Origin of the sequence: Ramlibacter sp. PS3R-8 (genome assembly GCF_037572435.1) — a bacterium.
GTDB lineage: Bacteria > Pseudomonadota > Gammaproteobacteria > Burkholderiales > Burkholderiaceae_C > Ramlibacter.
Genome location: NZ_JBBHGT010000001.1, coordinates 1,148,581 through 1,161,668, shown reverse-complemented (window position 1 = coordinate 1,161,668; position 13,088 = coordinate 1,148,581). Strand labels below are relative to the sequence as shown.

Genomic DNA, 13,088 nt, shown 5'->3' with positions numbered 1-13,088 from the left:
GGCTGCGCGCTCACCACCGGTCTACGAAAGATGCAGCACCTTCCACCCGCGCTCCCGCGCAATTCCGCCGAGCCGGGGATCGGGGTCGACGGCCACCGGCGCCTGCACGGCCTCCAGCAGCGGCAGGTCATTGATCGAATCGCTGTAGGCCGTGCTGTGGAAATCAGCGAGCGATTGACCGCGCTGCTGCAGCCACGCGTGCAACCGCGTGACCTTGCCTTCGCGCATGTTCAAGGTGCCCGTGACGCCCCCGGTGAACCTGCCGCCGGCCAGCTCGGGCAGGGTCGCGAGAAGATGCGCAATCCCGAAGTGCTGCGCGGTCAGCTCCGTGATGAAGTGGTTGGTGGCCGTCGTCATCACCACCAGGTCGCCCGCCTCCAGGTGATCGTCCACCAGCCGCGTCGCATCGCGCGGTATGCGCGGCGCGACGATCTCGCGCAGGAAGCGGCGGCGCAGCGGCTCCCAGTCAGCGGCGGTGCGGCCGGTCAGCGTCCCGACATAGAAACGCGCGAACTCCTCGACGCCCACGGTGCCGCTGCGGTAGCGCGCCTCCATGTCGACATTGCGCGCCGCAAAATCGCGCCGCTCCAGCACGCCCTCGTCCATGAGGAACTCGCACCACAGCACGTCGCTGTCGCCGTGCAGCAGCGTGTGGTCCAGGTCGAACAGGGTCAGGCGGGCTTGCGCAGGTGCCACGCTTTCGGCCGGGTGAAGGTCTGGATGCCGTAGGTGGACAGGGTCAGCCCCACGCCGGAGTCGCCGACGCCGCTCCACGGCAGGCGCGGGCTGACGCGGTCGCAGCAGTTCCAGTAGACGCTGCCGGCGCGCACCTGCGACAGCACCTTCCGCGCGCGCTGTTCGTCGCGCGTGAAGACGCCGGCCGTCAGGCCGTAGCGCGTGTCATTCATGAGGCGCACCGCCTCCTCGTCACCCGCCACCTTCTGGATGCCGATGACGGGGCCGAAGCTTTCCTCGCGCATGATGTCCATGTCGTGGTCCACCTCGGTCATCACGGTCGGCTCGTACCAGTTGCCCGGAGCCTTGCCCTTGCGGCCGCCGAGCAGCAGGGTTGCCCCCTTGCGCTGGGCGTCGGCCACCTGCTGGTCCAGCACCTTGAGTTGCGGCTCGCGCGTGATGGCGCCGATGTAGGTGTCCTCGCTGGCGGGGTCGCCCATCTTGTAGCCGCGCACCGTCTTGACGAAATGCGCGACGAACGCATCGTGGATTGTCTCGTGCACGTAGATGCGCTCGACCGAGCAGCAGCTCTGGCCGGTGTTGTACATGGCGCCGTCGGCCAGCGATTCGGCGGCGGCCTGCGGGTCGGCATCGTCGCAGACATAGGTGGGGTCCTTGCCGCCCAGCTCCAGTTGCAGCTTGACGAAGCGCTGGCCCACCGCCTGGGCGATGCGCTGGCCGGTGGCGTGCGAACCGGTGAAGAAGACGCCGTCGACCTGCTGCGCCAGCAGCGCCGCGCCGACCTCGCCGGCGCCGACCAGGCACGCCATCGCGTCCTTCGGCACGCCGGCCTCGTGCAGCAGGCGCGTGATCTCCAGGCCCGTCATCGCCGCGTATTCGGACGGCTTGTACAGCACCGTGTTGCCCGTCAGCAGTGCGGGCAGGATCACGTTGCAGCCGACGAACCACGGATAGTTCCAGGCCGAGATGTTGGCCACCACGCCCAGCGGCTCGTGCTGGATCTGCTCGCGCATGCCGCCTTCGTCGTACACCGTCTGCGCTGCGATGGCCTGGTCCACTTCCGCCAGGAAGAAGTCGATGCGCGGCACCAGGCCGTTGAGCTCGTTGCGCGACATCCGGACCGGCTTGCCGGTCTCGCGCGTCATCACGGCGGCCAGCCGCTCGGTTTCCCGCAGCACGCCGGCGCGGAAGCCTTCGATGCAGGCCTTGCGTTCGGCCAGGGGGCGCGCGGCCCATGCCGCCTGGGCGGCGCGCGCGGCCGCCGCCTTCTGCGCCACCGACGACGCGTCGTCGGCCGGCAGCTCGGTGATCAGTTCGCCCGTCGCCGGGTTGTGGATGGGAAGAGTGCTCATGTCTTGCGGGCCGCACGCGCGGCCTCCAGGAAGTCGCGCAGCAGCGGCGTGTCGTCGACGACGCCGAGCTCGGGGCGGTGGAACTCGGGGTGCCATTGCACGGCCGCGACCCAGGGGCCGCCGGTGTGGCGGATGGCTTCGACCACGCCGTCTTCGGGCGACACCGCCTCGACCTGGAAGCCCGGCGCGACGTCCTTGATGCCCTGGTGGTGCACGCTGTTGATCTTGTGCCGGCCGGGCGGCAGCAGCTTCGCCAGGCGGCTGCCCGGGACGATGTCGACCTCATGGAAGTTCAGGTCGTACGCTTCCGCGTCGCGGTGCACGCGAGCGCCCGGCTTCTGGGTGGTGATGTCCTGGTAGAGCGTGCCGCCGTGCGCCACGTTGATCAACTGCAGGCCGCGGCAGATGCCGAACACCGGCTTGCCGGCAGCCGAGAAGGCTTTGACCAGGGCCATCTCGTATTCGTCGCGCACGCGGTCGCCGTGCCATTCGGGGCGCAATGGCTCCTCGCCGTAACTGCCGGGCCAGACGTCCGCGCCGCCGTGCATCACGATGCCATCGAGCCATTGGACGTAGTCGTTCACGCCGACGCCGCCTTGCCGGTACGTGGCGCCGCCGAACGACGGGATCATCACGGGCAGCGCGCCTTCCGACATCACCCAATGCGCGGTGGACTGCTCGATCCAGAGCAGGGTTTTCTGCGGCGCAGCCTTGCGCTCCCCGTCGGGGTGGAAGAAGCAGGCGCTGATGCCGATCTTGAGAGGATTCATGTCATGCAGCCGTCAAAACCAACAACCGGACGCAGAAGACGCAGAAACTACGCAGAAGACGCAGAAAGAATCCAAGAAGGGTTTTGGATGTCCTTTTGCGACTTCTGCGCAACTTCTGCGACTTCTGCGTCCGGTTGTTTGGCTGTTCATCACATCGCCGCCTTGAACAAGCGCTCGAAGTCGCCCGCCGTCACCGGCCGCGGATTGGTCTGGTGGCAGATGTCCTTCACCGCGATGTCGACGAGCCTCGGGATCTGCTCGGGCTTGACGCCGTGCGACGACAACGTGCCGGTGATGCCGACGCTGCGCTTCAACTGCCGCAGCCACGGCACGAAGGCCTTGCCGCCGCCCGCCACCTTGCAGACATGCGCGAGCTCGTCGAACTTCTCCGGCACCATCTCGTGGTTCCACTCCAGCACCGCGTCGATCATCAGCGCATTGGCCAGCCCGTGGTGCAGGTCGGCCACGGCGCCGAGCGCGTGGGCGCAGGAGTGCACCGCGCCCAGGTCCTTCTGGAAGGCGATGGCGCCCATCATCGAACTCATCATCATGTCGCTGCGCGCGGAGATGTCACTTGGCTCCTTCACGGCCTTGAGCAGCGAACGCGCCGCGATGCGCGCGCCCTCCAGCGCGATGCCGTCGCACAGCGGGTGGTAGGCGGGCGAGAGGTAGCTCTCGATGTTGTGCGTGAGGGCGTCCATGCCGGTGGCCGCCGTCACGTGCGGCGGCAATCCCAGCGTGAGCTCGGGATCGGCGAACACCTTCCTGGCCAGGATCCTGGCGCTGAACACCACGCGCTTCAGGTGCGTGTCGTCCTCGCTCACGACGGACGACCGCCCGACTTCCGAGCCGGTGCCCGACGTGGTCGGCAGCGCCACGAAGTAAGGCAATGCGTTGGTGATCGGACGCACGTTCGGGTGGTCCCACACGTATTCGATGATGTCGCCCTCGTGCGTGGCAGCGATACCCACCACCTTGGCAACGTCCAGCGCGGCGCCACCGCCGAATCCGATCACGCAGTCGGCCCGGTGCGCCTTGTATGCGGCTCCGCCCGCCATCACCTGGCTGGCGGTCGGATTGCCGAACACGCCGGAAAACACGGCCACGTCCAGCCCTTGCAAGTGCGACTGGAATTCCTTGAGCACCGGCAGCGCGCCGAGCGCCTTGTCGGTGACGATCAGCGGCCGCTTCAGGCCCTGGTCCAGCAGGTGCTTGCCGACTTCCTTGCGGGCGCCGGGCCCGAACTGGATGGCGGTGGGAAAGGAGAATCCGGAGAGGCTCATGGTGTGGACGCGAGGTTCAGTTGCATGTGGTTCTTGCCGAAGGAGCGGCCGGCGACGCGGATCGCATCCGGCTCGACGCCGAAGGAGCGGAAGCCTGCCGACTGGTACAGGCGCATCGCGCGCTCGTTGCCGTCCGTCACGGTCAGCACCAGCGACTCCACTCCGTTCAGGCGCGCATGGGCGATCAAGGCCTGCAGGAGTTTTCGGCCGACGCCCTGGCCGCCGGCTTCCGGCGCGACGTACATTCCCATGACCGTGGCCTTGTGCCGGCACTTGGGACGCGGTTCGCGCTCCAGCCCGACAAAGCCACAGAGCTCGGCGTGATGGTACGCGCCCCAGAAAGGATGAGCCGCCAGCCGCTGCGACGTCGCCTCCACCGGCCGCTCGCGGTCCTCCTCGTAACTGGAGGTGAAGGCGTCCGGATGATCGCGCAGCGCGCGCAGCCGCAGCGAGCGGACCAGCGTGGCGTCTGCAGGACCAAGCATGCGAATGAGCATGGGGCAGTCAGATGATCTCGAAGTAGCGCTTCAATTCCCAGTCGGTCACGCCGTCCTGCCACTGGCGCCATTCCCAGTCGCGCGTGGCGGCGTAGTGGTCGACGAAGGTGTCGCCGAGCCAGTCGCGGGCCACCTCGGACTTCAGGAACGCCTGCGTGGTCTCGATCAGCGTGCGCGGCGCGCGCGGAATGTTCTCGCTGCCCTGGTTGGTGCCGGTGATGGGCGGAGCCGTGAGCTTCAGGCCTTTCTCCACGCCGTGCATGCCGGCGGCGATTACGGCGGCCATGGCGAGATACGGATTCACGTCGGACCCGGGGCAGCGCGTCTCCAGCCGCGTGGCCTTGGGCGAACCCGCCAGCACCCGGAAACTCGCCGTGCGGTTGTCCATGCCCCAGGTCGGCTTGACCGGCGCCCAGAAGCCGTCGACCAGCCGCTTGTAGCTGTTGATGGTGGGCCAGATCATCGGGCCGAAGTCCATCATGCAGGCCACCTGGCCGGCCAGGTAGCTCTCGAACAGCGGGCTCATCTTGCGCTGCGTGTTCGCGTCGTGGAACAGGTTGGTCTTGCCGTCGGACAGGCTCTGGTGGATGTGCCCGCTGCAGCCCGGGTACTTCTGGCTCCACTTGGCCATGAAGGTCGGCATGATGCCGAAACGCTTGCCGATCTCGCGCGCGCCGGTCTTGAACAGGATCGCGCGGTCGGCCTGCTCCAGCGCCGGCGAGAAAGCGATCGCCGCTTCATACACGCCGGGCCCGGTCTCCGTGTGCAACCCTTCGATCGGCACATTGAAGGCAAGCATCTCGTCCATCAGCGCATTGAAGAAACCCGGGTTGTCCGCCATGCGCAGCAGCGAGTAGCCGAACATGCCCGGGGTGATCGGCTCCGGCGGCGCGCCGTTCTTGGCGGCCCAGGTCTGCGGCGTTTCGCGGAAGTTGAACCACTCGAACTCCATGCCCGTCATCACCTGGAAACCCAGCTTCTCGGCGCGCGCCAGCACGCGCTTGAGCGTCTGGCGCGGACACAGCGGGTGCGGGGAGCGATCCTCGTTGACGAACTCGCCCAGGAAGAACGGCACGTTGTTGTCCCACGGGACGTTGCGGGCCGTACCCAGGTCCACCGCCGCCAGCGCGTCGGGAAACCCGTGCTGCCACCCGGTGACGCTGGTGTTGTCGTAGGTCACGTCCAGCATGTCCCAGCCCAGCACCACGTCGCAGAAGCCGAAGCCGCCGGTGGCGGCGCCCTCGAACTTGTCGATGTGCAGGTACTTGCCGCGCAGGATGCCGTCGATGTCGCTGACGGCCACCTTCACCTTGGTGGCGCCGCTCTTGCGCAGCTTGTCGATGGCGGGTGGGGTGGGGCTGGCCATGGGTCTCCCTGTTTTGGATGCCTAGATCGCGGGCGCCCCGGAGGAGATGCCCATGTCCTGCAGCGCGAGTTCCACCGCGTGCACGGCCTGCTCCATCTCGTGGCGGCCGATGGCGCCGATGCAGCCGACGCGAAAGGTGTCCACCTGCGTGAGCTTGCCGGGATAGAGGACGAAGCCGTGCGCGCGGGCGAACGCGTAGAAGGTCTTGAAGTCGTAGCGCGAATCGCCCGGCGCATGGAAGGTGACGATGATCGGGGCTTGCACCGCCGGGTCGAGGAACGGCATGAAGCCCAGGCGCGACATGCCGTCGATCAGCGTGCGGTAGTTGTCGGTGTAGCGCGCCAGGCGCGCCGGCTGGCCGCCCTCTTCCTCGAACTGCGCGATGGCCTCGGCCAGCGCCACCACCACATGGGTCGGCGGCGTGAAGCGCCACTGGCCGGTCTTCTCCATGTAGACGTGCTGGTCGTGCAGGTCCATCGCCAGCGACTGGCTGTTGCCGGCGCAGCCCTCCAGGACGGCCTTGCGCACGAAGACGAATCCCATGCCGGGCACGCCTTCCAGGCACTTGCCGCTGGCGGCGACCAGCGCGTCGAAGCGGATCTCGCGCGCGTCGATGGGCAGCGCGCCGAACGAGCTCATGGCATCGACGATCAGGCCCTTGCCGCGGCGCGCGCAGACCTCCGCCACTTCCGCCAGCGGATTCTGGACGCCGGCGCCGGTCTCGCAATGGATGAGGATGACGTGCGTGATGGCCGGGTCCGATGCCAGCTTCGCATCGACTGCCTTGGGATCGACCGCCGCGGAGTCATCGAACGGCAGGACCGCGCAGTCGCGGCCCATCAGGGTGGCCAGGCGCGCGGCGCGCTTGCAGTACGCGCCGTTGTCCAGGACCAGGATCTTTCCGTCCCGTGGCACCACGGTGGCGACGGCCGCCTCCACGCTGAAGGTGCCGCTGCCTTGCAGGGGCACGACGACGTGCGAGTCCTCGCCGTGGACGATCTTCAGCAAGCTCTTCCGTACGCGCGCCGTCACCGCATTGAAGTCGGCGTCCCACGAGCCCCAGTCCCGCAGCATGGCCAGCTTGGTCCGCAGCGTCGTGGTCAGCGGGCCCGGGGTGAGGAGGATGCGGTCTCGGTCCATCGTGCGTCTCCTATCTTGACAGCGTTCGCCAGGCTTGTGTGCGGCGGTCGACCCAGCGTCCCAGCAGCATGAACAGCACCGTGGCCGTGCCGGAGATGCACGCGATCAGCACCGCCATGGCAGCGGCCGGGCTCAGCTCGCCGGCCTCGTCCATGTTCAGGATGGCGATGGACGCGAGCTTGGTCTCGGGCGAATACAGGAACACCACCGCGGAGATGGTGGTCATCGCGTTGATGAAGAAATAGCGAGCGATGTCCACCAACGCCGGCATGCAGATCGGCAGCGTCACGCGCCAGAAGGTCTTGTAGAAGGGCACCTTGAGCGAGGCGCTGACCGCCTCGAATTCGCCGTCCAGCGCCTTCAGCGCGGTCACCGCCGTCAGGTGGCCGGTGGTGTAGAAGTGCACGATGGTGCACAGCATCATCAGCGTGAGGGTGTGGTACAGGCCGTTGAGCGGGTTCTCGCGGGCGTTGAAGAAGAAGATGTAGCCCAGGCCCAGCACCAGGCCGGGCACCGCCATCGGCAGCATCGCCAGCAGGCGTGCCGCGCTGCGCAGGGGGTCCATGCCGCGCGTCTTCTCCAGCATGTAGGCCGTGACGAACACCAATGCGGTGCCGAAGAAGGCCGTGCCGGCCGCCATCCGGATGCTGTTGACGAAGCCCGTCCCCACCTCGTTGTCGACCAGGCCGTAGACGTAGTGCTTCAGGCTGGGCTTGAGGTCGTAGGGCCAGAAGTTGGCAAAGGACGCGAAGATGGCCATGCCCAGCATGGCCAGCATCAGGAAGGCGATGAAGCAGCAATAGGCCGTCATCACCGCGTCGAAGCGGCGCGCGGGCCGCGGTGCATAGGGCACCGCGCGGGCCGAGAGCATCGCGGTCTGCCTGCGCTGCACGAAGTGGTCGACGGCGAACGTGAGGACGGCCGGGGCCAGCAGCAGGATGCCCACGACCGCGCCCTTGGCGAAATCCTGCTGGCCGATCACCAGCTTGAAGACGTCGGTGGCCAGCACGTTGAAGCTGCCGCCGATCACCTTGGGAATGCCGAAGTCGGTGACCACCAGCGTGAAGGTGACCAGCGCCGCCGAGATGAGCCCGTACTTGGCGCCCGGCAGCGTGATGGTGAAGAACTTGCGCCGCGCGCTGGTGCCCATGGCGTCGGCGGCTTCGTACAGCCGCGCGTCGGCCAGCGTGAGCGCCGTCACCAGGATCATCAGCGCGTGCGGGAACACGGCCAGGCACTCGGCGATGATGATGCCTGGTGCGCCGTAGATCTGATCCACGCCCACCACCTGCAGCCAGGACTTCAGCACGCCCTGGTTGCCGAACCAGTAGATCAGCGAAATGGCCGAGAGCAGCGACGGCGCCAGCAGCGGGATCAGCGTGATGGCGCGGAACAGCCCCTTGAAGGGCATGCACGAGCGCGCGAGCGCGTAGGCGAAGCCGAAGGCCAGCGGCACCGTGACCAGCGTGACCACCGCCGACACCCACAGGCTGTTGCCCAGGCTCTGCAGCAGCATCGGCGTCTGCGCGTAGTCGATGAAGTTGCGCAGGCCGACGAAGTCGCCTTGCCTGTCCTCGACCGCCTGGCCGAGGATGGAGACGAGCGGCGCGGCCAGGAACACCAGCAGCAACACCACGGTGATTGCCAGCGTCGCGTGCGCGAGCCGGTCGGTCCAGTGCGACTTCAGGCGCACTTCCGGCAGGGACGGTCGCAGCACCGCGGCCATCAGAACACCTTCACGCGTTCCTGCAGCAGGCGCAGGCGCAGGTTGGAGCCTTCCTGCAGCGAATGCTCGGCCAGGTAGTTCAGCGACAGATAGACCGTCAGCTTGTGCGGGTCCAGGGTCGGCGAGCGGACGTGGACGTGGCAATAGGAGCCCAGGAAGTCGATGCGTTCGATGCAGGCGTCGAACACGTGCGGGTCGCCTTCGGCGATGGGCCGGGCCAGCACGTCCTCGGGCCGCAGGTAGATCCGCACGTCGCGGTCCTCGCCGCCGGCGGCGAATGCGAGCCCGGCGGCTTCGAGGCGGCCGTCGCGCACCTTGCCGGGTAGCACGTTGACCTTGCCCACGAAGTCGGCGACGAAGGGCGAGTTCGGCTCCCGGTAGATTTCCATCGGCGTGCCCACCTGCTCGATGACGCCGTCCTTCATCACCACGATGCGGTCGGCCACCGACAGTGCCTCCTCCTGGTCGTGCGTCACCATGATGGTGGTCACGCCCAGCTTCTGCTGCAGCGCGCGGATCTCCTGGCGCAGGCGCACGCGCTCCAGCGCGTCCAGCGCCGAGAGCGGCTCGTCCAGCAGCAGCAGGCCGGGCGAGGTGGCCAGCGCACGGGCCAGTGCGATGCGCTGCTGCTGGCCGCCGGAAAGCTGCGATGGGTATTTGCTTTCGCTGCCAGGCAGGCCGACCAGCTTGACGAGCTCGGCGACGCGCCCGGCGACCTCGGCGCGCGGCACCTTGCGGTTGACGAGGCCGTAGCTGACGTTGTCGGCCACGCTCAGGTTGGGGAAGAGCGCGTAGCTCTGGAACACGATGCCGTAGTCGCGCTCGGCCGGCGGCAGGCGCGAGATGTCGCGCCCCGACTGCCGCACCTCGCCGCGGCTCTGGCTTTCCAGGCCCGCGATCACGCGCAGCAAGGTGGTCTTGCCGCAGCCCGAGGGGCCCAGGAAGCAGATGAACTCTCCCTGGTGGATGTCCAGGTGGATGTCGTGCAGCGCGACGAAGCTGCCGAACTCCTTGCGCACGCCGCGCAGCGCGAGATAGGGCTCCTGGCTCATGGACGCGCGGCCGCCGGCGGCAAGGCTTACCTCTTCTCCGACTTGGCGTTGTAGCGCTTGTTCCATTCGGACAGGATGCGCTCGCGGTTGGACGCCGAGTAGTTGAAGTCCATCTTGATCAGGCGGGCCTCGTAGTCGGCGGGGATGTTGGCCAGCTTGGGCGCGACGCCCGGCTGCGCGGTGATGGCGAAGTTCTTGCCGTACAGCATCATCGCGTCCTTGCTCGATGCCCAGTCGGCCAGCTTGCGGGCCGCGTCCATCTTCTTCGTGCCCTTGTGGATGGCGAAGGCCTCGAGGTCCCAGCCCAGGCCTTCCTTCGGGAACACGAGGTCGATGGGCGCGCCCTTCGCCTTGTTGCTGTGGCCGCGGTATTCGAAGGAGACGCCGGCGACGTACTCGCCCGCGGCGGCCATGTTGCAGGGCTTGGAGCCCGAGTGCGTGTACTGCGCGATGTTGTCGTGCAGGCCGTCCATGTACTTCCAGCCGCCGCCCTTCCCATTGTCGTCACCCCACAGCTGCAGCCAGGCCACCACGTCGAAGTAGCCGGTGCCGGAGGAGGCGGGGTTGGGCATCACGACCTGGCCCTTGTAGACCGGCTTGAGCAGGTCCTTCCAGGTCTCGGGCTTGGGAATGTTGCGCTTCTGCGCCTCGACGGTGTTGAAGCAGACGACCGCGCCATAGACGTCCATGCCCCACCAGGCCGGCACCTTCTTCTTGTCGCGGTACTGGCTCATGATCGCATCGAGGTTGATCGGCGCGTAGGGCTCGAGCATGCCCTGCTGGTCAAACAGCGCCAGCCCGGACGCGGCCACGCCCCAGATCACGTCGGCTTGTGGATTCGATTTCTCGGCGAGCAGCTTGGCGATGATGACGCCCGTGGAGTCCCGCACCCACTTGATCTCGATGTCGGGCTGGACCCGGTTGAAAGCCTCCTGGTACGCCTTCAGCTGGTCGGTCTCCAGCGCGGTGTAGACCAGCAACTGCGTCTTCTGCGCGAAGGCGAAGCCCGAGAACAGGGCCAGGCCCGCGAAGGCGGCCGAGGCCAGCAGGCGGGGCGAACGTAGCGATGCAAGCATTGAGAACTCCTGGTGATCAAGACATGGGTGTGCTGCCAAATCGATCCGGACCGCGCGATGGGTACTGCCGTCCCCTCCTGCATCGCCGCGTGTGCAAATCATTGGAGACGCACGAGCAGAGCTTGTCAATTGTTTTTTGCAGATTGTTGACAATCCATTTGGGGTGGAGTGCAATGCGGCCCATGACGGCCGTCCTGCACCCCACCATCGCACTGCTCCAGAGCAGTTCGCTGGCCAACGTGGTGCAGCAGGAGATCGAGCGCGCCATCCTGGCGGGCGAGTACGCGCCGGGGGACAAGCTGATCGAAGCCACGCTCGCCCTGCGCATGGGCGTGTCGCGCGGCCCGGTGCGGGAAGCCTTCCGCATGCTGGAAGAGGCCGGGCTGGTGCGCACCGAGAAGAATCGCGGCGTGTTCGTGCGCGACATCCCGATCGACGAGGCGGTGGAGATCTTCGACCTGCGTGCCGTGATGGACCAGTTGGTGGGGCGGCAGCTCGCCGAGCACATCACGCCCGCGCAGCTCAAGGAAATTCGCGCCCTGGTGGACGGGATGGAAAAGGCGGTGAAGGCGCAGGACGCGCGGGACTACCACCTGCTGAACCTGAAGTTCCACGACCGGCTGGTGGAGATGGCCGGCAACCGCAAGCTCACCGCCATCTACCGCAAGCTGATCAAGGAGCTCTCGCTGTTCCGCCGCCTGAACCTGGCGGACAGCTGGCTGCTGCCGATCTCGGCGGGCGAGCACCGGCAGATCGTCAAGGCCATCGCGTCCGGTGACGCCGAGGCCGCCGGCCGCGCGATGTTCCAGCACGTGATGGACAGCAAGGAACGCACCATCGCCAACGACCTGCGCCGGCAGGCCCGCACCTAGGCCGCATCGAGGAGGCGCCATGCTCACCGTCAACCAGCGCAACTACCGCGCGCCCCGCCAACCCACGGTGGTGGTCTGTGTCGATGGCTGCGAGCCGGACTACCTGGCGCTGGCAGTGGCCGGCGGCCACATGCCCTGGCTCAAGAGAGTCCTGGTCGAGGGCACCGGGCTCATCGCCGACTGCGTGGTGCCCAGCTTCACCAATCCGAACAACCTGTCGATCGTGACCGGCGCGCCGCCCAGCGTGCACGGCATCTGCGGCAATTTCATCTACGACGCGGCCACCGGCACCGAGGTCATGATGAACGACCCCAAGTGGCTGCGCGCACCGTCGCTGCTGGCGGCGCTGGCCGACGCCGGCCATTCCGTCGCCGTCGTCACGGCCAAGGACAAGTTGCGCCGCCTGCTCGGCCACGGCATGCGGGGCATCTGCTTTTCCTCCGAGAAGGCGGACCAGGCGACGCAGGCCGAACACGGCATCACGGGCGTGGTCGATCTCGTCCGCATGCCGGTGCCGGATGTCTACAGCGCCGAGCTTTCCGAGTTCGTCTTCGCCGCCGGGGTGCAGTTGATGCGCACCCGCAAGCCGGACGTGATGTACCTGTCCACCACCGACTACGTACAGCACAAGCACGCCCCGGGCACGCCGGGCGCCAATGCCTTCTGCGCGATGATGGACCGCTACCTCGGCGAGCTGGACGCGCAAGGCTGCGTCGTCGTGCTGACGGCGGACCACGGCATGAATTCCAAGGTGGGCCTGGACGGCCGTCCGGACGTGATCTACCTGCAGGACTGGTTCGACCGTGCGATCGGACCGGGCAAGGCCCGCGTGATCCTGCCCATCACCGACCCTTACGTCGTGCACCACGGCGCGCTGGGTTCGTATGCCACCGTGTACCTGCCGCCCGAACTGGCGGCGGGGCCTATCACGTCGCAGTTGCTGGCCTTGCGCGGCATGGAGGTGGTGCTGGACCGCGAGGCGGCGGCGCGCCGGTTCGAGCTGCCGCCGGACCGCATCGGCGACCTGGTGTGCGTGTCGGAGCGCTTCACCGTGCTCGGCACTTCGCGCGAGCGGCACGACCTCTCCGGCCTGGACGCTCCGCTGCGCTCGCATGGCGGCATCAGCGAGCAGCGCGTGCCGCTCATCGTCAACCGCACGCTGCCTGGCCTGGACCCGAACCGGCGCCTGCGCAACTTCGACGCCTTCGACCTGGCGCTGAACCATGCGCAATGACGCCGGCATCGCGCAATTCATCCG

At 67.5% G+C, this 13,088-nt stretch carries 12 protein-coding genes; 2 read left to right on the top strand and 10 right to left on the bottom strand.

Annotated elements, in window-relative coordinates:
• Positions 1-21: 21 nt before the first annotated feature.
• From WG902_RS05445 to WG902_RS05400, 10 genes are all read right to left on the bottom strand, one after another.
• Positions 22-696, bottom strand: coding sequence for an HAD family hydrolase (locus WG902_RS05445; protein ID WP_340058930.1), 675 nt, complete (start codon positions 694-696; stop codon positions 22-24).
• Positions 672-2,048, bottom strand: coding sequence for an aldehyde dehydrogenase family protein (locus tag WG902_RS05440; RefSeq protein ID WP_340058929.1), 1,377 nt, complete (start codon positions 2,046-2,048; stop codon positions 672-674). Before WG902_RS05440 ends, WG902_RS05445 begins: the two co-directional genes overlap by 25 nt.
• On the bottom strand, positions 2,045-2,818 hold the full coding sequence (locus WG902_RS05435; RefSeq protein ID WP_340058928.1) for a gamma-glutamyl-gamma-aminobutyrate hydrolase family protein: 774 nt from the start codon (positions 2,816-2,818) through the stop codon (positions 2,045-2,047). The genes WG902_RS05440 and WG902_RS05435 overlap by 4 nt, the downstream gene beginning before the upstream one ends.
• A gap of 149 nt (positions 2,819-2,967) precedes the next feature.
• The gene (locus WG902_RS05430) at positions 2,968-4,101 is read right to left on the bottom strand and encodes an iron-containing alcohol dehydrogenase (protein WP_340058926.1); all 1,134 of its coding nucleotides are present in this window, start codon (positions 4,099-4,101) and stop codon (positions 2,968-2,970) included.
• Complete coding sequence (locus WG902_RS05425; RefSeq protein WP_340058924.1) at positions 4,098-4,586, bottom strand: GNAT family N-acetyltransferase; 489 nt, start codon at positions 4,584-4,586, stop codon at positions 4,098-4,100. Before WG902_RS05425 ends, WG902_RS05430 begins: the two co-directional genes overlap by 4 nt.
• Positions 4,587-4,605: 19 nt before the next feature.
• Entirely contained in the window at positions 4,606-5,964 is a 1,359-nt protein-coding gene (locus WG902_RS05420) for a glutamine synthetase family protein (protein ID WP_340058922.1), read from the bottom strand.
• A gap of 21 nt (positions 5,965-5,985) precedes the next feature.
• Positions 5,986-7,104 carry a 2-aminoethylphosphonate--pyruvate transaminase gene (locus WG902_RS05415; protein ID WP_340058920.1) on the bottom strand — a complete coding sequence of 373 codons (1,119 nt, stop codon included), beginning with the start codon at positions 7,102-7,104 and terminating at the stop codon, positions 5,986-5,988.
• Positions 7,105-7,114: 10 nt separating this feature from the next.
• Entirely contained in the window at positions 7,115-8,830 is a 1,716-nt protein-coding gene (locus WG902_RS05410; protein WP_340058919.1) for a putative 2-aminoethylphosphonate ABC transporter permease subunit, read from the bottom strand.
• Positions 8,830-9,882: a putative 2-aminoethylphosphonate ABC transporter ATP-binding protein gene (locus WG902_RS05405; protein ID WP_340058917.1), complete on the bottom strand. Its 1,053-nt coding sequence runs from the start codon at positions 9,880-9,882 to the stop codon at positions 8,830-8,832. Before WG902_RS05405 ends, WG902_RS05410 begins: the two co-directional genes overlap by 1 nt.
• Positions 9,883-9,908: 26 nt before the next feature.
• Entirely contained in the window at positions 9,909-10,958 is a 1,050-nt protein-coding gene (locus WG902_RS05400; RefSeq protein ID WP_340058916.1) for a putative 2-aminoethylphosphonate ABC transporter substrate-binding protein, read from the bottom strand.
• A 182-nt stretch (positions 10,959-11,140) separates the two neighbouring features.
• Between WG902_RS05400 and WG902_RS05395 the strand changes: the two genes are divergently transcribed.
• Both WG902_RS05395 and phnA read left to right on the top strand, forming a co-directional pair.
• Complete coding sequence (locus WG902_RS05395) at positions 11,141-11,830, top strand: phosphonate utilization associated transcriptional regulator (RefSeq protein ID WP_340058915.1); 690 nt, start codon at positions 11,141-11,143, stop codon at positions 11,828-11,830.
• Positions 11,831-11,849: 19 nt separating this feature from the next.
• Positions 11,850-13,064: a phosphonoacetate hydrolase gene (gene phnA / locus WG902_RS05390; RefSeq protein WP_340058913.1), complete on the top strand. Its 1,215-nt coding sequence runs from the start codon at positions 11,850-11,852 to the stop codon at positions 13,062-13,064.
• The last annotated feature ends 24 nt before the right edge of the window (positions 13,065-13,088 follow it).